Origin of the sequence: Streptomyces spinosus (assembly GCF_020400655.1) — a bacterium.
In the GTDB taxonomy this organism is placed as follows: Bacteria; Actinomycetota; Actinomycetes; order Streptomycetales; family Streptomycetaceae; genus Streptomyces; species Streptomyces argyrophylli.
The window spans coordinates 257,330-278,874 of sequence record NZ_JAINRC010000009.1; the positions used below are offsets into that span (position 1 = coordinate 257,330).

The window sequence follows — 21,545 nt, forward strand, 5'->3', positions numbered from 1 at the left end:
AGGCTCAGCCGACCGTCCACTTCTGGTTGGCGGCGCCCGTGCAGGTCCAGATCTGCAGCCGGGTCCCGTTGGCGGAGTTGTTCCCGGTCACGTCCAGGCACTTGTTCGCCTGCGGGTTGACGATGTCGCGGGCCGCGGGCAGTGCCCACTTCTGGGCGGCGCTGCCGTTGCAGTCCCACAGCTGGACGGGCGTGCCGTCGGCGGTGCCGCCGCCGCTGACGTCCAGGCACTTGCCGAGCGCGCGGAGCGTGCCGTCCGAGCCCACGGTCCACGTCTGGGCGGCCGAGCCGTTGCAGTCGTAGAGCTGGACCGGGGTGCCGTTCGCGGGGTTCGCGCCGGCCACGTCCACGCACTTGCCCGCCAGGCCGCGGATCGGCACGCCGGCGGCGCTGTCGCTCGTCGTCACCGACACCGAGTCCACCACCAGCGTCTGCGGGAACTGGGTGGAGCCGTCGGGGTCGCCCGGCCAGTAGCCGCCGACCGCGAGGTTCAGGATCAGGAAGAACGGCTTGTTGAACACCCAGGTCTTCCCGCCCAGGTCGGCCGGGGTGCGCCGCTGGTAGACGTTGCCGTCCACCGACCAGGTGATCGAGTCGGGCGCCCAGTCGACGGCGAAGGTGTGGAAGGCGTCCGCGAAGGCCTGCCCGTTCGGCAGCGAGTAGGGGGCGCCTATGCCGCCCGAGCCGGAGTAGCCGGGGCCGTGGATGGTGCCGTGCACGGTCGACGGTTCAAAGCCGACGTTCTCCATCACGTCGATCTCGCCGGAGTCCGGCCAGTTGACCGGCGTGCCGAGCATCCAGAACGCGGGCCACATGCCCTGGCCGCGCGGGATCTTCATCCGCGCCTCCACATGGCCGTACTGGGCGTTGAACTTCCCGGCGGTGTTCAGCCGGGCCGAGGTGTACTGGCAGCTGCCGTACCAGCACTGGTAGCCGGCCGGGTTCTCCTTGCGGGCCGTGATCACCAGGTGGCCCTGGCCGTCCAGGGCCGCGTTCTTCGTGCCCGAGGTGTAGTACTGCCGCTCGTGGTTGTTGACGTTGTCGCCGGTCTCCAGGGTCCACTTCGAGGAGTCGACCGCGGCGCCCGCGGGCCCGTCGAAGGAGTCGGAGAAGGTGGTGACGGCCGCGGCCGTGGGGGCGGCGGTGCCGGCCTGGGCCGGGCCGACGGCGGCCGAGCCGATCAGCGCGGCGGACAGGGCGGCGAGGAGACATCTGCGGAGCAGGCGTGGGGAGGCCATGGCTCTCCGTTCATGTGGGGGTGTGAGCGGTGCGCCTCTTGATTTAAGGAGTGAGATAAGGGCACGTCAATACTCTGGTACAGACCTGCCCCTGACGACCCGCCAGCCGCCCCGCACCCGCCCGCCGCCGACGCTCAGCCGGCGGACGGTTCGTGCACCCGCCGGTGCACACCCCGGCCGAGCCGCCGCCCCAGCAGCAGCCAACCCAGCAGCGCCCCGGTGGTGTTGAGGATGACGTCGTCGATGTCGAAGGCCCGCCCGGTGACCAGCGCCCCCTGCACCAGCTCCACCATCAGCATCACCAGGGCCGTCAGCGCGAGCACCTGGAGCACCCCCCGGGCGCGCGGCGCGAGGACCGGCACCAGCACCCCGAACGGCACACCGAGCAGCACGTTGCCGCCGAGCTGGCGGAGCGCGTCCCGCATCGACGCGTTCTCCAGATAGGCCCTGAGCGAGCGGCCCGGGTGCAGGTTGCTGTGCGTCAGCGGCACCGACGCGGGCGACGGCTGGAGCGTGATGCGGGCCAGGGCGACGGCGAACGCGACCATGCACGCGAAGGCGATGAGGATCGCCAGCAGCCGGACGGGCAGCGGCCACACGTGCCGGGGCCGGCCCTCGGCGGCCGGCCGCGGGTCGGGTGCGGATCCGGCACGCGGCCGCCCGGCCGGCCACCACCGCCGGGCGGAGGAGGGGCGGACGTCGTCGGCCGGCCGCTGTTCCCGGGCAGGGCGGCCCTCCTCGGCCGGCTGCTGTTTCCGGGGGGCGCGCAGGATGCCCGGCAGGCGCTGCACGGTACGGGCCATGTGGTCCTCCACTCGTGAACTTCCGCGTCGTGAACCTCGGTTACCCGCACCTCGGCCCGGGATGCCCGCCGCCCGGCCCTGGCGCGGTTTCGGTTCACGCCTGCGGGGCACTCCGGGCGCGGGCCCGCGTGCCGCCGCTCCCGCCCGGCTCCGGTGGTGCTTGGATGCCCCCAGCGGCACTCCGGACACATCGCCGCATATCAGAGCGGAGCGGTCCGAGGAGGTGCTGCATGACCCGTCGTGCGGCGCCCCGCGCGGTCCTCCTCGCCGCCGGTGAACTCCTCGCCTGGTGGGTGGTGCTCGCCCTGCTGTGGCTGGTGCTGATCAGCACGGTCGACACCCTGGAACGGATCGTCGGCGCGAGCTGCGCCGCCGTGGGCGCGGTCCTCGCCCGGGCCGGGCGGCGGGCGGTGACGTGGCGGTGAACGGCTGGATCCTCGCGGCGACGATCGAGCTGGGCGGGGGAGGCGCGGCCGCCCTGTGGGGCGTGGCCACCGGCCCGCCGGCCCGCCGGGTCATCGCCCAGAACATGACCACGTCCGCCGTCTGCCCCGCCCTGCTGCTCCTCGCCCAGGGCTACGGCCGCCCCTCCTACGTCGACCTCGCCCTGCTGCTGGCCCTGCTCGGTCCGGTCGGCACGCTCGTCTTCGCCCGGCTGCTCGGCGACGACCTGGCCGGTCAACAGCCGAGCGCGTGGGCGCTGACGTGGACGGCGGCGGGCCTGGGCGCGGCGGTCGTGCTCGCCCTGTGCGTGGCCGGCTCCCCGGGCCGGGCGACGGTGAAGCTCCTGGTGATCGGCGCCCTGCTGATCAGCGGCAACCTGGTCGCCTCCCGCGCCCTGGCGGGCGGATTCCGGGGGGTGCGGGGTGGCTGACGGGACGCCGGGTGCGGCCGGTGGCCGGCACACGCCGCGCGACGGGCGCACGCCGGTCCGGACGGCGAAGGCGGGTGCCGTGTGTCCGACGCCCTGACCGTCGTCGTCCTGCTGCTCGTGGCCGGTTCCGCCACCGCGACCGTTGCCCAGCGCGACCCCGCCCGCCAGGCGCTCGTGCTGTCCTTCCTCGGCGTGCTGCTGGCCGCGCTGTTCACCGTGTTCCAGGCGCCGGACGTCGGCCTGTCCCAGCTCGCCGTCGGCTCCGTCCTCACCCCGCTGCTGATCATGCTGTCCGTGCGCAAGGTCAGACGCCGGGCCCGCTCCGAGGAGGGAACCGAGTGAGCCGGCTGCGGCTGTGGCTGCTGGCCGTCGGCGGCGCCGGCCTGGCCGCCCTGCTCGCCGCCGCCTGCCTCGAACTGCCCGGCTTCGGCGGGTCCCGCCACCCGTACGGCGACCGCGCCGTCCACGCCTCCCTTTCCCGGCACACCGCCAACACCATCGCCTCCGTCAACTTCGACCAGCGCGCCTACGACACCCTCGGCGAGATGAGCATCCTGTTCGCCGCCGTCCTCGGCTGCGTGGTGCTGCTGCGCGAGGCCCGCGACGAGCACCGGGCACGCCCCGAACCCACCGATGTGGCCCGTCCGGTCCGCCGCTACGCCCTGCTCGTGCTGCCCGTCGCCCTGGTCACCGGCCTGTACGTCATCGCCCACGGCCAGCTCAGTCCCGGCGGCGGCTTCCAGGGCGGGGTCGTCGCCGCGACCGCCCTGCACCTGCTCTACCTCGGCGCCGACTACCACGCGCTGGAACGCGTCCGCCCGCTCGGCGTCTACGAGACCACCGACGCGCTCGCCGTCTCCTCCTACCTCGCGCTCGGCGCCGCGGGAGTCCTCGCCGGCACCGCGTTCCTGGCCAACACCCTGCTGCCGTACGGCACGTTCAACACGCTGTCGTCCGGTGGTGCCGTCCCCCTGCTGAACGCGGCCGTCGGCATGGAGGTGGCGAGCGCGGTCGTCGTCCTGCTCGCCCACTTCCTCGACCAGGCCGTCGAGATCGAGGAAGAGCCCGGGAGGGGAACACCGTGATGCACGTCCTGCCGTACCTGGTCGGCGCCTACCTCTTCCTGACGGGCTGCTACGGCCTCGCCACCAGCCGGAACCTCATCCACGCCGTCGGCTGCCTCGCGGTCTGCCAGTCCGCCACCTACGTCCTGCTGCTCGCGGTCGGCTACCGCGACGGCGCCACCGCGCCCGTCTTCTCCGACCTGAAGCCCGGCTCCCGGCCGGTGGTCGACCCGGTGGTGCAAGCCCTCACCCTCACCGACATCGTCGTCGGAGCCACCGTCACCGCGCTGCTGCTCGCCCTCGTCCTGCAGATCGCCAAACGGCACGGCACGGTCGACCCCGACGAACTGCGGGAGCTGCGCGGCTGATGCACCACCTGATCCCGCTGCTCGTCGCGGTCCCGCTGTTCGGCGCCGCCCTGCTCGTGGCCACGGGCCGCCATCTGCCCCGGATCGCCGCCGAGATCACCGGATTCGTCTTCTCCGGCGGTACGGCCGCCCTCGCGCTCGTGCTGCTGCTGAACTCGTCGCCGCCGATGACCGAGTGGGCCGGCGGCTGGCTGCCCGTCGCCGGCGAGAGCGTCGGCATTGTCGTGGTCGGGGACGGCCCGGCGCTCGGCATGGCGGCGCTGGCCTCCCTGCTCACCCTGGCCGCGCTCGCCTACTCCTGGCGCTACTTCGACGAGCCCCCGCGCGACCGCACCGGCTCCTTCACCGCGCTGATGCTGGTCTTCCAGGGCGCGATGTGCGGCTTCGCCGTCGCCGGCGACCTGTTCAACGCGTTCGTGTTCTTCGAGCTGATGAGCGTGGTCGCCTACGCCCTGACCGGCTACCGCATCGACGAGGCCAAGGCGGTACAGGGCGCCCTGGCCTTCGGGATCGTCAACTCCCTCGGCGCGTACGCGATGCTGACGGGTATCGCCCTGCTGTACGCCCGCACCGGCGAACTGGCCATGGCGAAGATCGGCCACGGGCTCGACGTCGCCGCCGGGCAGGACGGTCCGGACGCGCTGGTCCTCGCCTCCTTCGTGCTGGTGCTGACCGGGCTGCTCGTGAAGGCCGCGGCCGTGCCGTTCCACTTCTGGCTCCCGGACGCGCACGCCGTCGCCCCCACCCCGGTCTGCATGCTCCTGTCCGGCGTCATGGTGGAGCTCGGCGCCTACGGCGCGTGGCGGGTGTACGGCACCGTCTTCGCCGGACCCGGCGGCATCCCCGCCGCCGACCTGACCCGCGCCCTGGTCGCGCTCGGCATCCTCACGGCCGTGACCGGCGCCGTCATGTGCTGGTACCAGCGGCACATCAAACGGCTCCTGGCCTGCTCCACCGTCGCCCACACCGGCCTGTTCCTCGTCGGCCTGGGCGTCCTCACCCCCGAGGGCGACGCCGGGATCGCCCTGTACCTCCTCGGCCACGCCGGCGTGAAGGCCGCGCTGTTCGCCTGCGCGGGCGTCCTGCTGGACCGGTTCGGCAGCGTCGACGAGCACGCGCTGCACGGCCGGGCCCAGGGGCAACTGCGCGCCACCGCCGTGATGTTCGCCGTCGGCGCCCTCGGCCTGGCCGGCCTGCCGCCGTTCGGTACGGCCCTGGGCAAGTCGCTCACCGAGGAGGCGGTCGGCGGCCCGCTCACCGTGGTGTACGTGGCCGCCTCCGCGATCACCGCCGGCGCGGTCCTGCGGGTCACCGCCCGCGTCTTCCTGGGCCTCGGACCGCGCCCCGAGGACGCCGAGTACGAGACGAGCGGCTCCGGGGAGGAACCCGAGACGTCCGGCCCGCTGCGCCGGATCCCGGACACCATGACCACCGTGCCCGCCGTGCTGCTCGCCGCCGCCCTCGCCGTCGGGGTGATCCCCGGCTTCGGCGCCCTGGTCGCCCGCTCCGTCGACGAGGCCGGCTCGGGCGGCGTCCACGCCCCGGCGCACTGGACCCTGCCCGGCGTCCTGCTGGGCGTGGCCTCCACCGTGCTGGCCGCGGCCCTGGCCGGCCTCGCCGTCACCCGGCTGGGCTGGGTGGCCGCGCCCGGCTGGGCCACACCGCTCAGGCGCCTGCAGTCCGGGCACGTCGGCGACTACGTGGCCTGGCTGCTGGTGGGCGCGACCCTGCTGGGGGCGCTGGCCCTGCCGGGGATCCTTGGCTCCTGATCAGGTCCCGTACGTGACGCGCACCTCCGTGAAGCCGAGGGAGTGCAACAGGCCCTGGAGCATACCGGTGGTATTGCGCTCGGCCCGGGCGGTCAGCCCGCTGGAGCGCGCGGCGTCCCCGATGTGCCGGACGGCGAGCTTCTGCACGGCCTGCTCGCTGTTGGGGTTGTCGGAGAACAGGTCACCGAGCCGGTCCAGCAGCCCGCGCTGTTTGGACACGGCGTAGGAGTGGTCGGGGTCGAGGGCCGGTTTGCCGAGCCGCGCGTGCGGCAGCCGGATGGTGGCGGACGTACGGTCGTCGTCGACCGTCACGTCCTTCTCGCCGACCCGGCCCAGGTCGACGTAGGCGTCCACGGTGCCCGCGCCGACGTACAGGGTGCGGGTGCCGCGGATCGCGTCGGGCAGGAACTTCGCGTCCTTGTCCAGGTCCACGACGACCTGGAAGTTGCCCGACGCGGCGTCGTAACGGCTCATGTCCTGGATGGACTTGAGCAGAGCCGGGCCGGAGCGGTCATGGGTCTCGGTGCCGAACAGGTCCTTGATGCCGGGCAGTACGGCCAGCCGGATGCCGGCGAACAGTACGGCGAGCACCAGCACGAGCGCCGCCACTGCCTTGGCCCATCCCGGCAGGCGTCTCACGGAAGTCGTCATCGCGACGGTCCTCCTTCCTGTTGACCGCATGCCCGCCAACCGCCCGAGCAGACCGGCGCGTCGGCCGAATCCCACGCATGACGTAGGCGGGGCGGTCAGCGCCGCGCGGCGGCCGCTGTCACAGCGAGCCGGACGCGGCCCCGGAGCGGGCCAGGGCCGCGTCCAGGCTCGGGTGCGCGGGCAGCAGCCGGGTCAGACCGGTGACCCGGAACACGCGCAGCGTCAGCGGATGCGTGCACACGAGGTGCAGCCGCCCGCCGCGCTCCAGCACCCGGGCGCGCGCCCGGTACAGCAGCCGCAGCCCCGAGCAGTCGAAGAACTCCACGGGCCGCAGGTCGATCACGACCCGGGCCCCGGGCCGGTCGGTGGCCCGGTCGACGAACGGGCCGATCTCCGTCGCCGAGACGATGTCGATCTCACCGCGGAACTCCAGCACCGTGTGTCCGCGATACGCGTACATGCCCAGTTGCCGGGGGAGAGGCACGGGTTCGTGTCGCACCTCGCCACCACCTCCCACCCGCGCCCGGACGTCGTTTCCCGATCGTCAAGTTACCCTCGATGGAAGGAATTTGAGCATGTTCGATTGACATATGTCTTCGAGTTTGCGGCGTGTCGGCGCGCCGCGCTCAGTCCACCAGCAGCACCAGCTTCCCCGTCGTCCGCCCGGTCTCGCCCAGCTCGTGCGCCTTCGCCGCGTCGGCCAGCGGGAACGTCCCGGCGATCGTCGCCTTCAGCCGGCCCGACTCCGCCAGCTCCGCGACCGCCCGCATCCCGGCCCGGTCGGCGTCGACCAGCATCCGCACCGCCCGCACCCCGAGCCGCTCGGCCTCCTCGTGGAACTCCGCGGACCCCATCGGCACGATCGACACCACGGCCCCGCCCGGCCGCAGCACCCGCAGCGAGCGCACGGAGGTCTCACCGCCGAGGGTGTCCAGGACGACGTCGACGTCCCGCACCGCCTCCGTGACGTCCGTCGTGTGGTAGTCGACCGGCTCGTCCACACCGATCTCGCGCAGGAAGCCGTGCTTGCCCGCGCTCGCCGTCCCGATCACGTAGGCCCCGCGTGCCTTGGCGATCTGCACGGCCACATGGCCCACCCCGCCGGCCGCCGCGTGGACCAGCACCCGCTGCCCCGGCCCGACGTCCGTGTGCTCGGTCAGCGCCTGCCAGGCGGTCAGGGACACCAGCGGCAGCGCGCCCGCCTGCACATGGTCGAGGGAGGCCGGCTTGTGCACCAGCGCCCGCGCCGGGACCGTGACGTACTCGGCGTGCGTGCCGTGGCCGAAGGGGTACGGCACCATGCCGAAGACCTCGTCGCCGGGCCGGAACGCGGCCACGCCGATGCCCGTCTCCGCGACCTCGCCGGAGACGTCCCAGCCGAGGACGAACGGGGGCCGGCCCAGGAACCCGCCGGTGGCCCGGTGCTTCCAGTCGGTGGGGTTCACCCCGGCGGCCCGCACCCGGACCAGCACCTCGTTCGGGCGCGGCTTCGGCCGCTCGACCCGCACTTCCCTCAGCACCCCGGGACCGCCGAGGACGTCCTGGCTGATGGCTCGCATCGTGTTCACATCGCTCATGGTCACCCAGCCTGCCGAAGTCCGCACGGCCGGGAAATGGCATGAATGCCAACCTTCGATAGGATCGTGCCATGCGTGGCACACCGACTCCCGAACGCGTGGTCGTCCTGGCCCTCGACGGCGTCTACCCCTTCGAGCTGGGCATCCCCAGCCGCATCTTCGGCGCCGCCGACGGCCACTACGAGGTGCTCACCTGCTCGGTCGACGGCCGCCCGGTGCGCACCAACGCCGACTTCACCATCGGTGTCGCCCACGGCCCCGAGGTGCTGGAGACGGCCGGCACGGTGGTCGTCGCCTCCATGGCGCCCTCCCACATCCCCACCGAGCTGCCGGCGGAGGTCACCGCCGCGCTCGACCGGATCCGCCCGGACGCCCGGATCGTCTCCATCTGCACGGCCGCCTTCGTGCTCGCCGAGGCCGGACTGCTCGACGGCCGCCGGGCGACCACCCACTGGCAGGTGACCGACCCGTTCCGCCGCCGCTACCCCCAGGTGGACCTCGACCCGGACGTCCTCTTCGTCGACGACGGCCGCATCCTCACCTCCGCCGGCGCGGCCTCCGGCGTCGACGTCTGCCTGCACATCGTCCGCACCGACCACGGCAGCGAACTGGCGAACGCCGTCGCCCGCCGCTGTGTCGTGCCCCCGTTCCGGGACGGCGGTCAGGCCCAGTACATCGAGCAGCCGGTCCCCGAGAGCAGTGCCGCCGGCACGGCCGCGACCCGCGCCTGGGCGCTGGAACGGCTGGACCAGCCGCTCACCCTGGCCGACCTCGCCGGGCACGCCCGGATGAGCCTGCGCACCTTCGCCCGCCGCTTCGGCGACGAGGTCGGCCTCAGCCCCGGCCGCTGGCTGATCCAGCAGCGGGTGGCCCGCGCCCGGCACCTGCTGGAGGCCAGCGACCTGCCGGTCGACCGGATCGCCGCCGAGGTGGGCTTCGCCACCGGCGCCTCGCTGCGCCAGCACCTGCACGCGGCGATCGGGGTGTCCCCGCAGGCCTACCGGCGGACCTTCCAGCGGGCCCGCTGAACGTTCCGCCCGGCTCCGGCGTCGAAGGACCGCACAGAGCACGGGAGGACAGGGGTGGCGATGCGTACAGGGCTGGTGGCGACGGCGGTACTGACGGCCGTGACGGCGGGGGTGGTGGCGGGGTGTGACGACGGGCCCCGGCCCGGCCTGGTGGTGCGGGGCACCCCGCCTGCGACCCCCTACAGCGGTCCGCTCTCCGTCCCCACCAGGGAACTCGACGAGAGCACACCCCGGGCGCTGCGCCTGGCCTCCGGGGCGGCCGGCCGGGCGCTGGAGTGCGACGGGCAGATCTTCGACGGCGCCGGACCCGACGGCTGGAGCGGGTCCGACGGCGGGGACACCCCGGAAGAGGGGCTGGCCCTGTACTTCCGCATGGTCCAGCCCGAAGTACCCGACCACGGATACCGCGTGGAACGCCAGGCGGCGGACCGGGTCCTGTACTCCTACGACGTGGACGGCCGCACCAAGGTGGCGGTCGTGGTGGCCGAGGACCAGCCGGGCCGGCCCGGCTGGGGCCCGGAGACGTACGCCTCCTGCGACCCGGCCGAACTCCCCGAGAGCTTCACGGCCACCACGGACTGGCAGATCTGGAGCGACCGCGCGGGCCGGAGGGTGCCGGTGTCCCGGCTGCACGGCTCGTCGGGCCCGGAGCACTGCGGCTGGCAGTCCGCCGACTTCCTCGCCCTGGACGGCCGGACCTACGCACGCGACCCCGAGGGCGTGCTGGGCCGGGACGGACTGCTCCGGGCGCCCTACCGCGCGCGGGTCCGCATGCCCGCCGACGCCCGGGACACCGGGTACCACCTCCGTGACCGGCGGCTGTGGCTGACGGCGGACAAGGACACGGCGTACGTCCGCACGGACCACGGGGTCGAGGCGTGGCCGCGGGTGAAGCAGGGCGTGGGGTGCGACTGACCGGGCGTAACGTCCGGCTCGCCGGCCCGCTCCGGCCCGCCCGGACACGCCTCGGGCGACTCCGTGCCGGGACCGGGGCCCACGGCCACACTGATCGGGACGATCACCCAGAGGAGGCCGTACGCCATGACCCCGCCCCCCGCCCGCACCGCCGGACAGCGCAAGAAGGACACCCTGCACCGGCTGGACCACGACGTCGACGCGTGGGTCGCCACCGCCGGCCCCGACGGCGGAGCGCCGTACCTCGTGCCGCTGTCGTTCGTGTGGGACGGCAGCTGTCTGCTGATCGCCACCCCGGCGGACAGCCCCACCGGCCGCAACCTCGTTGCCACCGGCCGCGCCCGCCTCGGCATCGGCCCCACCCGGGACGTCGTCCTGGTCGACGGCGACGTCCGCGCGGTGACACCCGAGGACCTCCCCGAGGAGGACGCCGAGGTCTTCGCCGGGAAGACCGGGTTCGACCCGCGCCGGCTGGCCGCCCGCTACCTGTACTTCAGGGTCTTTCCGGAGCGGATCCAGGCCTGGCGCGAGGAGAACGAGCTGCGCGGGCGGGAGTTGATGCGCGACGGACAGTGGCTGCCCGCCGACTGAATCCGGGGGCCGGGGATATCCGCTGGGAAGAGGACACTTCCCGGGAGGACCCATGACACTGGTGAAAGCGGGCGTCGTCGTGCTGGACTGCGCCGAGCCCGAGAAACTCGCCGAGTTCTACCGTGAGTTGCTGGAGGGGGAGCGGGTCAGCGCGTCCGCCAACCTCGTGGAGATCAGGGGCGCCGACGGCGTGCGGCTGGCCTTCCGGCGCGACGTCAACGCGACCCCGCCCAGCTGGCCGCGCCCGGAGAACTCCCTCCAGGCCCATCTCGACTTCCTCGTCGAGGACTTGGACGAGGCCGAGCGCCGCGTGGTGGGACTCGGCGGCCGGCCGATCGAGACGAGGGACGCGGCGGGCCCGTACGAGGAACGGGGCTACTCCGACCCGGCCGGCCACTCCTTCACCCTGCGCCTGCTGCCGCCGACGGCACCGAAGCAGGGCTGACCCGAGGCGAGGCGGGGCGGACCGGCCGCTGTGGTGCCGGGGCGGGGCGCACACCGGCGCCGCGGCGGTGGTCCGCCGCGACGCCGGGTCAGGGGGCAACCGGTCCGGTCAGTCCCGGCCACCCTTGTCGGCCGCCGGCCACACGCCTGTCGTCCGGGCGATGGCCTTCGCGCCGGTGCGGTCCACGGCGCTGCGCACCACCGCGAAGATGGCGCCCTGGACCGCGGCGGCCAGCAGGATCTCGCCCCAGCCGCGGTCCGGGTCCAGCGCGTCGGGGGCGTCCTCCTCGTGCCGGATCGCCATCCACGCCTTGCGGAAGGCCATGCCGGCCAGCGCGCCGCCCGCCCAGCTGAGCACGAATCCCACCGGCTGATAGACGAGAGGGAGCTTCTTCTTCTTGTTCTTGGCCATGTGTGACTACTTCCTCGTCATTCGGCCCTCATGCGGGCCGTCCTAGCGGGGCCACCCGTTCGCCCGGGGGCACCGGACCCGGCGGCGTACCGTCACCGAACGGCCGGCCGCCCAGCTCGGCGCGGCCGTGCGGGCTCAGCCAGCCGCCGAGGTCCGGGCCGAGCGGCACGATGCCCGTCGGGTTGATACCGGTGTGCACCTGGTAGTAGTGCCGCTTGATGTGGTCGAAGTCCACGGTGTCACCGAACCCCGGCGTCTGGAACAGGTCCCTGGCGTACGCCCACAGCACCGGGTGCTCCAACAGTTTCCACCGGTTGCACTTGAAGTGGCCGTGGTAGACCGCGTCGAACCGGACCAGCGTGGTGAACAGCCGGATGTCCGCTTCCGTGAGGGTGTCACCGACCAGATACCGCTGCCCGGACAGCCGCTCGCCGAGCAGTTCCAGCCGCCGGAACACCGCCGTGCACGCCTCCTCGTACTCCTTCTGGTGAGTGGCGAACCCGGCCCGGTACACCCCGTTGTTCACGTCCTCGTAGACCTCGGCCATCACCTCGTCGATCTCGTCGCGCCGGCCCGCCGGGTACAGGTCCGGCGCGCCGGCGCGGTGCAGGGCCGTCCACTCGGTGGCCAGGTCCAGGGTGATCCGCTGGTAGTCGTTGGTGACCAGCCGCCCGCTGGGGACGTCCACGAGGGCGGGCACGCTCACCCCGCCGGGGTAGCCGGTCTCGCGCTTGTCGTAGGCCTCGCTGAGGAACCGGATGCCCAGCACCGGGTCACGGCCGTCCGGGTCCAGGGTGAACCGCCAGCTGCGGTCGTCCTGCACCGGATCGGTGACCGCCATCGAGAGCGCGTCCTCCAGACCCAGCAGCCGGCGCGAGATCACCGCGCGGCTCGCCCAGGGGCAGGCGCGGGAGACCACCAGCCGGTAGCGGCCCGCCTCGACCGGCCAGCCGTCCCGGCCGTCGGCGGTGATCCGGTCCTGGAAGTGGCTCCTGGACCGGCTGAAGGTCCGGTGTCCATAGGCGCGGTTGCCGTCGCCGCTCATGTCTCCTCCTCGCCGAACGGGTGGTCCTGGCCACCGCGTTCCCCGTTTCGCCCGGCCGGCACGGTGTGAGCGGCCCGGTCGCGGGCAACCGGCGAGAGATGAGCGGGACATCCTCGGAACACGAGCCGGCCGCACGAACGGCCGAGAGCAACGGAACACGCCCGTCCGGCACCCCGGACGGCACCCCGGCACGGGCGCGGGCTTCGGACGGCGTACCGGCGCGAGCGCATGCCCCGGACGGCGCGCCGCGACGGGAACCCGCCACGGACGGCACCCCGGCACGGGCTGAGGCGCCGGAAGACGGCACCCCGGCGCGGGCAGAGGCCGCGAACGGCGCGTCGGCACCGGCGCACGCCACGGAACGTGCCACCGACCGGGCGGCGTCGCCGGCCCAGCCGTCGCAGCCGGAGGCGGAGGCGGCACACGCCGAGGACGGCGAACCGGACGCCGCACGCGCCCGCGCCGACGGCGACTTTGGCGGTCGGGACGATGCCAAGAGCGACCGGCACACCAAGATCACCGTCCTCGTGGCGCTCGCTGCCAATCTGGTGATCGCCGTCGCCAAGGCGGTGGGCGGCGTCCTCGCCGGCTCGCCCGCGCTGCTGTCGGAGGCCGCGCACTCGGTCGCCGACAGCCTCAACGAGGTCTTCCTGCTGGCCGCCCTGCGCCGCAGCCGCCGCCCCGCCGACGCCCGGCACCCCTTCGGCTACGGCAAGGAGCGCTTCTTCTGGTCGCTGCTCGCCGCCGTCGGCATCTTCGTCATGGGCGGCTGCTTCTCCGTCTTCCAGGGCGTCGAGGCGCTGCGCAACGGCGCCGAGGAGAAGTTCAGCGGCTATGTGGCGGGTCTGATCGTGCTGGGCGTCGCCCTGCTCGCCGAGGGCGTCTCGCTGCTGCGGGCCCTGCAGCAGGTGCGCAGACAGGGCGGCGGCCTGAGCGCGCTGCGCGACCCCGCGCTGCGCACGGTGGTGGCCGAGGACGGCACCGCGGTGCTCGGCGTGACCCTCGCCTTGATCGGCATGGCCCTGCACATGGTGACCGGGCAGGTCGTCTGGGAGGCGTCCGCCTCGCTGGCGATCGGCCTGCTCCTCGTCTACGTCGCCTACCGGCTCGGCCGCGACGCCCGGGCCCAGCTGATCGGGGAGGCCGCCGACCCGGAGCTGAGCGGCAGGATCCGCGCGCAGCTGCGGGCGCAGCCGGAGATCGACAGTGTGGAGGCGCTGTTCACGATGAAGATGGGCCTCGACTCCATGCTGGTCGCCGCCCGCGTCGACCTGGCGCCGGGCCTGGACAGCGAACGCGTCGAGGAGGTCGCCGTACGCATCAAGCGGTCCATCGCCCGGACGTTCCCCGAGGCCGACCAGATCTTCCTCGACGTGACCGACCGGCCGGCGGGCGAGGCACGACAGAGCCCCGCCGCGACGGGGGAACGCGGCGGGGCCTGACGCACGAGTGCCCGTCCGGAGGCCGGTTCACACCTCCCCGGAACAGATTTTTCTGGAACCGGGGGGTGCCCGGCCTGAATCAGCTCTCGTCGAGCGGCTCCAGCACGAAGACCGGGATCTCGCGGGACGTCTTCGTCTGGTAGTCGGCGTACGCCGGGAACGCGGCCACCGCACGCTCCCACCACTCGGCCTTCTCGGCCCCGGTGACCTCGCGGGCCCGCATGTCCCGCTTCACCGGTCCGTCCTGCAACTCGACGTGTGGGTCGGACTTCACGTTGAAGTACCAGACCGGATGCTTGGGCGCGCCGCCGAGGGAGGCGACCGCCGCGTACCGGCCCTCGTGCTCCACCCGCATCAACGGCGTCTTGCGGATCTTCCCGCTCTTCGCGCCCCGCGTGGTCAGCACGATCACCGGCAACCCGGTGTCGAGCAGCGTCGTCCCCTTCGTCCCGCCCGAGCTCTCGTACAACTCGACCTGTTCGCGCACCCACTGCGTCGGGCTGGGCTCGTACTCGCCCTCAAGAGGCATGGGATCGTGTTCCCTTCGTCGGTCCAAACGGCTGCCTGCCACCGGGACAACGCCGGTGACGCCGCGAATCATCCGTACCGCGCGCCGACTGCGCCGACGGGGTGACCGCCGTCTGCTCCCGGTGATCACCCGCTGGGCCGCGGTGATTACCTCCGGGGTCATCGCGCCGCCCCGCCGCGCGCGGCACAGTGGTCCGCGTCCCGATCACTGCCCACCCCGGGAGGGAACCACCCATGTCCGCCGACCGCACCGCCGCGACCCGAGCCGTCGTCCGGGAACTGCTCCACAGGATCGGCCAGGGCGATCCGGAGCGGATCGCCGAGCTGTACGCGGAGGGCTGCGACTGGCGGCTGGACTGGCCGGAGGAGGAGCACGGCCGCGCCGACACCCCGTGGATCCGGCACCGCGCCACCCGCGCCGACGCCGCCGCCCACTACCGGGAGCTGGCCGCCCACCACGTGCCCGGACAGGCCGGCACCAGCGTCGAGCACGTCCTGGCCGACGGCGAGGACGCGGTCGTGCTCGGTGTCATCCGGCAGACCGCCGCCCCGACCGGACGCGCCTACGCCGCCCGGTTCGCCCTGCGCCTCACCGTCCGCGGGGGCCTGGTCGTACGGCACCACGTGTACGAGGACAGCCTCGCCGTCGCCCGTGCCTTCGCCCCCGGGGAGCGGGACGTCCGGGTGCCGTGACCCGGCGCGACGAGGGGCGGCCCCCGGCCGCGGTCCCCGTGCGGCGCGCGCCCGTGGCCGGTTTCCGCCGGTCGGACCCCGGGTACTTCGGCCAGATGACGAAGGTCACCCATGTGGCCGAACTTGGCGTCGACCCATAGGTGCCTGGGGCATCTAATGAAGATCGGCACGACGCACCTCTTCGTCTGCGAGGTCTTTCCATGACGGAACTGACGGACATCACCGGCCCGGCTGCCCCGCCCGCCCCCGTCGCTTTCCCCCAGGACCGCACCTGCCCCTACCATCCGCCCACCGGCTACGGCCCGATGCGCGACGGGCGCCCCCTGTCCCGTGTCACCCTCTACGACGGCCGCGAGGTCTGGCTGGTCACCGGGTACTCCACCGCCCGCGCCCTGCTCGCCGACCCCCGCCTGTCCAGCGAGCGCCGCCGCCCCGGCTTCCCCGTGCCCACGCCGCGCTTCGAGGCAGGACGCGACCGCAAGGTGGCCCTGCTCGGAGTGGACGACCCCGAGCACCACCGGCAGCGGCGGATGCTGATCCCGTCGTTCACCGTCAAACGCGCGGCGGCGCTGCGCCCCTGGATCCAGCGGATCGTGGACGAACTGCTGGACGCGATGATCGCCCAGGGGCCGCCCGCCGAGCTGGTCTCCGCCTTCGCGCTGCCCGTGCCGTCGATGGTGATCTGCGGCCTGCTCGGCGTGCCGTACGCCGACCACGAGTTCTTCGAGGAGCAGTCCCGCCGGCTGCTGCGCGGTCCGACCGCCGCCGAGACGGTTCAGGCCCGCAACCGGCTGGAGGACTACCTCGGCGGACTGATCGACGCCAAGGCGGGGGAGGCCGAGCCCGGCGACGGCATCCTCGACGAGCTGGTCCACGACCGGCTGCGCACGGGGGAGCTGGACCGCGCCGACGTCGTGTCGCTGGCCATGATCCTGCTGGTCGCCGGCCACGAGACCACCGCCAACATGATCTCCCTCGGCACGTACACCCTGCTCCGGCACCCCGGCCGGCTGGCCGAGCTGCGCGCCGACCCGGCGCTGCTGCCCGCCGTCGTGGAGGAGCTGATGCGGATGCTGTCCATCGCGGAGGGGCTCCAGCGGGTGGCGCTGGAGGACATCGAGATCGCCGGCACCACGATCCGGGCCGGTGACGGCGTGCTCTTCGGGACCTCCGTGATCAACCGCGACACGTCCGTGTACGACGACCCCGACGCCCTGGACTTCCACCGCTGCGACCGCCACCACGTCGCCTTCGGTTTCGGCATCCACCAGTGCCTGGGCCAGAACCTCGCCCGCGCGGAACTGGAGATCGCCCTCGGCAGCCTCTTCACCCGGCTGCCGGAGCTGCGGCTGGCCGCGCCGGCACAGGACATCCCCTTCAAACCCGGCGACACGATCCAAGGAATGCTGGAACTCCCCGTGACCTGGTAAGAGGCTCTTCTCATGCACATCGACATCGACAAGGACGTCTGTATCGGCGCCGGGCAGTGCGCGCTGGCCGCGCCGGGCGTCTTCACCCAGGACGACGACGGCTACAGCACACTCGTGCCCGGACACGAGGACGGCGGGGGCGACCCCATGGTCCGGGCGGCGGCCCGCGCCTGCCCGGTCAGCGCGATCACCGTCCGGGACAGCACCGGCTGACGGCCGCCCGGCGGTACGGCGCCCGGACCGCCGTACCGCCGGACGACCACCCTCCGGACGGCAAACCTAGCCCGTCTCGCGGACGTACCCGGCGCTGCCCGGCACGGACACGTCCCGGTCCCGGCGGACGATGCTGAGCCGGTCGCCCCAGCGGGCGCGGGCCGCGCGCAGGCCGGCGTCGGTGTACTCGATGTCCACCACCCGGTCGTCGAACGCCTTCGCGTACACCTCGCACTCGTCGTACTGCCCGCACTCCTCCGTCACCGCGAAGTCCAGGCCGGCCCGCGCGCGCCGCCCGGCCAGCTCCGCGGTGTTCTTCTGCCCGACGGCCAGCCGCCGGGTGTGCGCGTGCCGGGACAGCAGGCGCATGAAGGCCGTCGCGTCGGACGCGGTGAGCAGCCCGCGGGAGCGGGTGTAGCTGTCGTAGTTGTCGGGCTCGACGGCGTCGAAGCCCTTGTCCGCGCAGCCGTCGATCCAGCGGTTCACCCGCCGCGCCACCTGCTCCCGCTTGGCCGGGGTGCCGATGTCGAGCAGCGGCTCGTCCCAGTCCTCGTCGACGACGGTCCGGCCCCGCGCGTCGCGCAGCAGCAGACCGGCCGGCCAGGAGGAACGCTCGGCGGGCTGGGCCTGGAAGGCGTTGACGTAGCAGATGTTGTACAGGCCCGGTGCGGGGGAGTCCGACCGGTCGCGGCTGACGATCCGCACGCCCGCGGGCGGGGGATAGGCACCGCCGATCTGGTAGTCGAACCCGGCGTGCCGCGGGGGCAGCCGGAGCGTGGTGCCGCGGGGCACCCCGTCCCCCTCCCGGTGCCCGTCGGTGGCGCACCCGGACAGCGCCGTCACCGCGACGGCCAGGGCCGCCGCCAGGGCGCCCAGGGCCGTGCGCGCACCCGTGGCGCCGTGAACACGTGTCGGGGGCACATCCGCTCCGTCCTGCCCACGCCGGGCGGCGCGGACGTACGAAGATCACATCGCCCGCGCGCCGCGGACGTCAAGTCGGCCCCGGCCGCACGTCGTAGGCTCGGCCGTGACCATCGTCCCGAAGGCAGGAGCAGCAACGATGCAGTACGTGAAGCTCGGTTCCACCGGCCTGGACGTCTCGCGGATCTGTCTGGGCTGCATGACCTACGGAGTGCCGGACCGGGGCACGCACGAGTGGACCCTCGACGAGGAGGCGTCCCGCCCGCTGATCCGGCAGGCGCTGGAGGCGGGCGTCAACTTCTTCGACACCGCGAACGTCTACTCCGACGGCACCAGCGAGGAGATCGTCGGCAAGGCCCTGCGGGACTTCGCCCACCGCGACGAGATCGTGCTCGCCACCAAGGTGCACGGCCGGACGCGGCCGGGTCCCAACGGGGCCGGCCTGTCCCGCAAGGCGATCATGAGCGAGATCGACCACAGCCTGCGCCGCCTCGGCACCGACTACGTCGACCTGTACCAGATCCACCGCTACGACCACACGACCCCCGTCGAGGAGACGATGGAGGCGCTGCACGACCTGGTGAAGGCGGGCAAGGTCCGCTACATCGGCGCGAGTTCGATGTACGCGTGGGAGTTCTCCAAGGCGCAGTACACCGCCGAGCGGCACGGCTGGACCAAGTTCGTGTCCATGCAGAACCACTACAACCTGCTCTACCGCGAGGAAGAGCGGGAGATGCTGCCCCTCTGCGCCGACCAGGGCGTCGGCGTGCTGCCGTGGAGCCCGCTCGCCCGTGGCCGGCTCACCCGTGACTGGGGCGCGGTGACCGAGCGCAGCGCCAACGACGACTTCGGCAGCCGGCTCTACCTGGAGAGCGACCACGCGATCGTCGAGGCCGTGACCCGGATCGCCGGCGAACGGGGCGTGCCGCGCGCCCAAGTGGCCCTCGCCTGGCTGCTGCACCAGGACACCGTGGCGGCACCCATCGTCGGCGCGGCCAAGCCGCACCACATCGAGGACGCGGTGGCCGCCGTCGAACTCGAGCTCAGCGAGAAGGAGATCGAGGAGCTGGAGCGGCCGTACACGCCGCACGAGATCAGCGGCCACTGACCGGTCCGTGCGGTCCGTGCGGCGCGGACTCCGTGCCGCACGGACCGCCGGCGCTCCGGCTGGGCCCCGAGCCGTGCGCCACGCCGCCGTCGGGGAACAGCACGTCAGCCGGTGCGAGAACCCCCGGCGCCGCGGCGCCGGCCCGGGCGGCGGCAGGTGCTCGCGGGGGGCATATCGGGCGGGTGCCCGGCGGTAAAGGGCGGAAATGGCTGCCCTTGACGAAATGTCAACAGAGGAAAAGGGGGGTGGGAAATTGCGAGAACCGGGAGATCGCTTGTTCCGGTGTGTCCGGCTGTGCGAAAGTGCCGCCTCAGGCGGACGTCGAGCTGCCATGACCTCGCCGTACCGTTGGGTACGGACTATTTCCCGTAATGCCCTGGAGGAATTCGGCCGTGACCGACGCAGGCCTGTCGGACGAGCAGCTGAGCGCCGAACTGAAGAAGTGGACGGGAGCGTCGCCCGCCCTGCACCCCGTCGGTGAACTCCTCGACCGGCACTGGGCCGCGGCCTTCGCCTACGCCCGGCTGTGCACCGACGGACCGCGCGCCGCCGGCATGCTCACCACCGCCGCCTTCACCCGGCTCTTCGGCGCGTCCCTCCGGCAGTCCGGCCCGACCGCGGCGTGGCGGCCCCATGTCCTGGTCGCCGTCCGCCGGATCGCGGCCGAGTGGGACACCGACGGCCGCCAGGAGCTGCTGCACCCGGCCCTGCGCTCCGGGCACGGCACCGGCGAGCCGGCCTCGGCCCGGCTGCTGCCGCCTCCCGGCCGGCGGGTGCTGTCCCGCGCGTTCCAGCGGGTCCCCGAGACCTCCCGCGCCCTGCTGTGGCACACCGAGGTCGAGGCCGAACCGCCGGCCGTGCCCGCCGCGTTGCTCGGCCTGGACGAGGAGGGCGCCCGCCTCGAACTGCGCCGGGCCCGCGAGCGGTTGCGGGAGGAATGCCTCCAGGTCCACCGCGAACTCGCGCCCGAGGACGACTGCCAGCGCTACGTGCGCATGCTCGACGTGACCTTCCGGCGCGGCGGCACCGACGTCGACCCCGACCTGCGACAGCACCTGGCCGGCTGCTCACACTGCGCCCGGACCGCCGACCAACTCGCCCGCTTCAACGACGGCCTGGCCCTCGCACTCGCCGAGGCGGTCCTCGGCTGGGGAGCCTCCGGCTACCTGGAGTCCCGGGCGGCGGACACGCAGGAGCCGCCGGCCCCGGCCGCCGCCGTCGCGCCCGCGGGCCCCCGGACCGGGGAGGAGTTCGCCCCGGCCGGATCCGCCGCACCGGGCGAGGGGGCCGGCCCCGGCCGCCCGGCCCACCGCCGCGCCTCGTCCGCCCGCCGCCCGGGGGAGGCACGCTCCACCGTCGCCGAGGGCACCGACGCCGCCGGCTTCGGGGTGCCGGGCGCGGGCGGCGCCCGGCGGCCGGAGGGGCGCGGTGCGTCGCGTGGGCGGCGCGGAGGAAGAGCCTCCTCCGCTGCGGCCGACGGCACCGGGTACGCCGAACCGGACGGGCCGGGCGCGCGGGACGCGGGCCGCGCCGTCGGCCGTGACGTGGTCTCCGCCCGCCGCCGCGGCCGGGCCTCCTCGGCCGCCGCCGAAGGCGTCGAGCGCCTGGTAGCCGCCGTGTCCGGTCCCCGCAGCGCCCGGCGCCGCACGCCCGCCGGCCCCGTCACCGCGCCCGGCACGGAAGGCGCCGGACCCGGGCCCGCCTCCCGCCGTGCCGTCCAGCGCGCCGCCCGTCGGGCCCGGCGCCGCAACCTCGCGCTGGCCGTCCTCACCGTCAGCGGTCTGGTCGTCGTGCCCCTGGCGCTGTGGTCGGCGCTGGGCTCCGACGACGTGCCGGCGTCGGGCGCCGCCGGGACGCCCTCCCGCGCGCCGGGCGGGGACGCCGCCTCCCCGGGCCCCTCGTGGGCCGGCCGCCACGCCCAGGGCCAGGGCGCCCTGCGGGGCCGGCTGCGCGACCTCGCCTCCGGCCTGTGCGTCGCAGTCGCCGGCGACAAGGCCGTCCGGGGCGCCGAGACGGAACTCGCCGACTGCTCCGCCGTCCCGACCCAGCAGTGGACGTACGAGACCGACGGCTCGCTGCGCAGCGCCGCCGCCCGCGACCTGTGCCTGGACTCCCGCCTCGGCTACTCCGTGCGCCTCGCCCCCTGCGCGGCCACCGGCGAGGCCGCCCGCGACCTCCGCTACGACTTCACCCTCCAGGGAGCCCTGGTACCGCGCTCCGACCAGGGGCTGGCCCTCACCCCGGCCGCCACCGACGGCTCGGGCGCCCTCGTGCTCAAGACCCGCGCCCCGGGCGCCGCCCAGCGCTGGACCATCGACACCGCCCACCCGGACCTGCGGATGGAGAACGTCGACTGGGACGGAGGCAGGACGCCGGTCCCCACCCGGACGCCACACCGCCCCTGACGGAGGCCGGCAGCGCAGGACGCCACC

At 73.9% G+C, this 21,545-nt stretch carries 25 protein-coding genes; 16 read left to right on the forward strand and 9 right to left on the reverse strand.

Going from position 1 to position 21,545, the window contains the following annotated elements:
• Positions 1-4: 4 nt before the first annotated feature.
• Together LG395_RS19145 and LG395_RS19150 are read right to left on the reverse strand one after the other, a co-directional pair.
• On the reverse strand, positions 5-1,237 hold the full coding sequence (locus LG395_RS19145) for a glycoside hydrolase family 16 protein (RefSeq protein WP_171150504.1): 1,233 nt from the start codon (positions 1,235-1,237) through the stop codon (positions 5-7).
• Positions 1,238-1,371: 134 nt separating this feature from the next.
• The gene (locus LG395_RS19150) at positions 1,372-2,040 is read right to left on the reverse strand and encodes a VanZ family protein (protein ID WP_171150503.1); all 669 of its coding nucleotides are present in this window, start codon (positions 2,038-2,040) and stop codon (positions 1,372-1,374) included.
• Between the two features lie 230 nt (positions 2,041-2,270).
• On the opposite strand from LG395_RS19150, the gene LG395_RS19155 reads away from it, so the two are divergent.
• The 6 genes from LG395_RS19155 (at position 2,271) to LG395_RS19180 (ending at position 6,115) form a co-directional block, all read left to right on the forward strand.
• Complete coding sequence (locus LG395_RS19155) at positions 2,271-2,465, forward strand: hypothetical protein (protein ID WP_225810600.1); 195 nt, start codon at positions 2,271-2,273, stop codon at positions 2,463-2,465.
• On the forward strand, positions 2,462-2,914 hold the full coding sequence (locus LG395_RS19160) for an MrpF/PhaF family protein (protein WP_225810601.1): 453 nt from the start codon (positions 2,462-2,464) through the stop codon (positions 2,912-2,914). The genes LG395_RS19155 and LG395_RS19160 overlap by 4 nt, the downstream gene beginning before the upstream one ends.
• A gap of 81 nt (positions 2,915-2,995) precedes the next feature.
• On the forward strand, positions 2,996-3,256 hold the full coding sequence (locus tag LG395_RS19165) for a Na(+)/H(+) antiporter subunit B (protein ID WP_225810602.1): 261 nt from the start codon (positions 2,996-2,998) through the stop codon (positions 3,254-3,256).
• A complete protein-coding gene (locus tag LG395_RS19170; RefSeq protein WP_171150499.1) occupies positions 3,253-3,999 on the forward strand; it encodes an MnhB domain-containing protein in 747 nt (248 codons plus the stop codon). Before LG395_RS19165 ends, LG395_RS19170 begins: the two co-directional genes overlap by 4 nt.
• The gene (locus tag LG395_RS19175) at positions 3,999-4,346 is read left to right on the forward strand and encodes a sodium:proton antiporter (RefSeq protein WP_225810603.1); all 348 of its coding nucleotides are present in this window, start codon (positions 3,999-4,001) and stop codon (positions 4,344-4,346) included. The genes LG395_RS19170 and LG395_RS19175 overlap by 1 nt, the downstream gene beginning before the upstream one ends.
• Complete coding sequence (locus LG395_RS19180) at positions 4,346-6,115, forward strand: complex I subunit 5 family protein (RefSeq protein ID WP_225810604.1); 1,770 nt, start codon at positions 4,346-4,348, stop codon at positions 6,113-6,115. The genes LG395_RS19175 and LG395_RS19180 overlap by 1 nt, the downstream gene beginning before the upstream one ends.
• Here the strand turns inward: LG395_RS19180 and LG395_RS19185 are convergent, their stop codons facing one another.
• The 3 genes from LG395_RS19185 to LG395_RS19195 form a co-directional block, all read right to left on the reverse strand.
• Positions 6,116-6,766, reverse strand: coding sequence for a DUF4230 domain-containing protein (locus LG395_RS19185; protein WP_171150496.1), 651 nt, complete (start codon positions 6,764-6,766; stop codon positions 6,116-6,118). It abuts the gene before it with no gap.
• 118 nt (positions 6,767-6,884) lie between these two features.
• Complete coding sequence (locus LG395_RS19190) at positions 6,885-7,265, reverse strand: anti-sigma factor antagonist (protein WP_225810605.1); 381 nt, start codon at positions 7,263-7,265, stop codon at positions 6,885-6,887.
• A 127-nt stretch (positions 7,266-7,392) separates the two neighbouring features.
• Positions 7,393-8,343, reverse strand: coding sequence for an NADP-dependent oxidoreductase (locus LG395_RS19195; protein ID WP_171150495.1), 951 nt, complete (start codon positions 8,341-8,343; stop codon positions 7,393-7,395).
• A 71-nt stretch (positions 8,344-8,414) separates the two neighbouring features.
• On the opposite strand from LG395_RS19195, the gene LG395_RS19200 reads away from it, so the two are divergent.
• From LG395_RS19200 to LG395_RS19215, 4 genes are all read left to right on the forward strand, one after another.
• Positions 8,415-9,371, forward strand: coding sequence for a GlxA family transcriptional regulator (locus tag LG395_RS19200; RefSeq protein WP_171150494.1), 957 nt, complete (start codon positions 8,415-8,417; stop codon positions 9,369-9,371).
• A gap of 60 nt (positions 9,372-9,431) precedes the next feature.
• Positions 9,432-10,286 carry a hypothetical protein gene (locus LG395_RS19205; RefSeq protein ID WP_171159509.1) on the forward strand — a complete coding sequence of 285 codons (855 nt, stop codon included), beginning with the start codon at positions 9,432-9,434 and terminating at the stop codon, positions 10,284-10,286.
• A gap of 126 nt (positions 10,287-10,412) precedes the next feature.
• Positions 10,413-10,877, forward strand: a complete 465-nt coding sequence (locus LG395_RS19210; protein ID WP_225810606.1) for a pyridoxamine 5'-phosphate oxidase family protein — start codon at positions 10,413-10,415, stop codon at positions 10,875-10,877.
• Positions 10,878-10,929: 52 nt separating this feature from the next.
• Positions 10,930-11,322: a VOC family protein gene (locus LG395_RS19215; protein WP_171150492.1), complete on the forward strand. Its 393-nt coding sequence runs from the start codon at positions 10,930-10,932 to the stop codon at positions 11,320-11,322.
• Positions 11,323-11,430: 108 nt separating this feature from the next.
• Here LG395_RS19215 and LG395_RS19220 read toward each other — a convergent pair whose 3' ends face one another.
• Positions 11,431-11,733, reverse strand: a complete 303-nt coding sequence (locus LG395_RS19220; protein ID WP_225810607.1) for a DUF4235 domain-containing protein — start codon at positions 11,731-11,733, stop codon at positions 11,431-11,433.
• Between the two features lie 28 nt (positions 11,734-11,761).
• On the reverse strand, positions 11,762-12,778 hold the full coding sequence (locus LG395_RS19225) for a glutathione S-transferase family protein (protein WP_225810608.1): 1,017 nt from the start codon (positions 12,776-12,778) through the stop codon (positions 11,762-11,764).
• 515 nt (positions 12,779-13,293) lie between these two features.
• On the opposite strand from LG395_RS19225, the gene LG395_RS19230 reads away from it, so the two are divergent.
• Positions 13,294-14,220 (forward strand): cation diffusion facilitator family transporter, encoded by a 927-nt coding sequence (locus LG395_RS19230; RefSeq protein WP_225810652.1) that lies wholly within the window; start codon positions 13,294-13,296, stop codon positions 14,218-14,220.
• Between the two features lie 79 nt (positions 14,221-14,299).
• Here the strand turns inward: LG395_RS19230 and LG395_RS19235 are convergent, their stop codons facing one another.
• A complete protein-coding gene (locus LG395_RS19235; protein WP_171150489.1) occupies positions 14,300-14,749 on the reverse strand; it encodes a nitroreductase family deazaflavin-dependent oxidoreductase in 450 nt (149 codons plus the stop codon).
• Between the two features lie 233 nt (positions 14,750-14,982).
• On the opposite strand from LG395_RS19235, the gene LG395_RS19240 reads away from it, so the two are divergent.
• The 3 genes from LG395_RS19240 (at position 14,983) to LG395_RS19250 (ending at position 17,084) form a co-directional block, all read left to right on the forward strand.
• Positions 14,983-15,441: a nuclear transport factor 2 family protein gene (locus tag LG395_RS19240; RefSeq protein ID WP_171150488.1), complete on the forward strand. Its 459-nt coding sequence runs from the start codon at positions 14,983-14,985 to the stop codon at positions 15,439-15,441.
• A gap of 200 nt (positions 15,442-15,641) precedes the next feature.
• Positions 15,642-16,871: a cytochrome P450 gene (locus LG395_RS19245; RefSeq protein WP_171150487.1), complete on the forward strand. Its 1,230-nt coding sequence runs from the start codon at positions 15,642-15,644 to the stop codon at positions 16,869-16,871.
• 12 nt (positions 16,872-16,883) lie between these two features.
• On the forward strand, positions 16,884-17,084 hold the full coding sequence (locus tag LG395_RS19250) for a ferredoxin (protein WP_014676634.1): 201 nt from the start codon (positions 16,884-16,886) through the stop codon (positions 17,082-17,084).
• A 66-nt stretch (positions 17,085-17,150) separates the two neighbouring features.
• On the opposite strand, the gene LG395_RS19255 is transcribed toward LG395_RS19250, so the two are convergent.
• Complete coding sequence (locus LG395_RS19255) at positions 17,151-18,005, reverse strand: endo alpha-1,4 polygalactosaminidase (protein WP_225810609.1); 855 nt, start codon at positions 18,003-18,005, stop codon at positions 17,151-17,153.
• A 139-nt stretch (positions 18,006-18,144) separates the two neighbouring features.
• Between LG395_RS19255 and LG395_RS19260 the strand changes: the two genes are divergently transcribed.
• Positions 18,145-19,113, forward strand: a complete 969-nt coding sequence (locus LG395_RS19260) for an aldo/keto reductase (RefSeq protein ID WP_171150485.1) — start codon at positions 18,145-18,147, stop codon at positions 19,111-19,113.
• A 371-nt stretch (positions 19,114-19,484) separates the two neighbouring features.
• Positions 19,485-21,518 (forward strand): RICIN domain-containing protein, encoded by a 2,034-nt coding sequence (locus LG395_RS19265; protein ID WP_225810610.1) that lies wholly within the window; start codon positions 19,485-19,487, stop codon positions 21,516-21,518.
• Positions 21,519-21,545 lie beyond the last annotated feature (27 nt).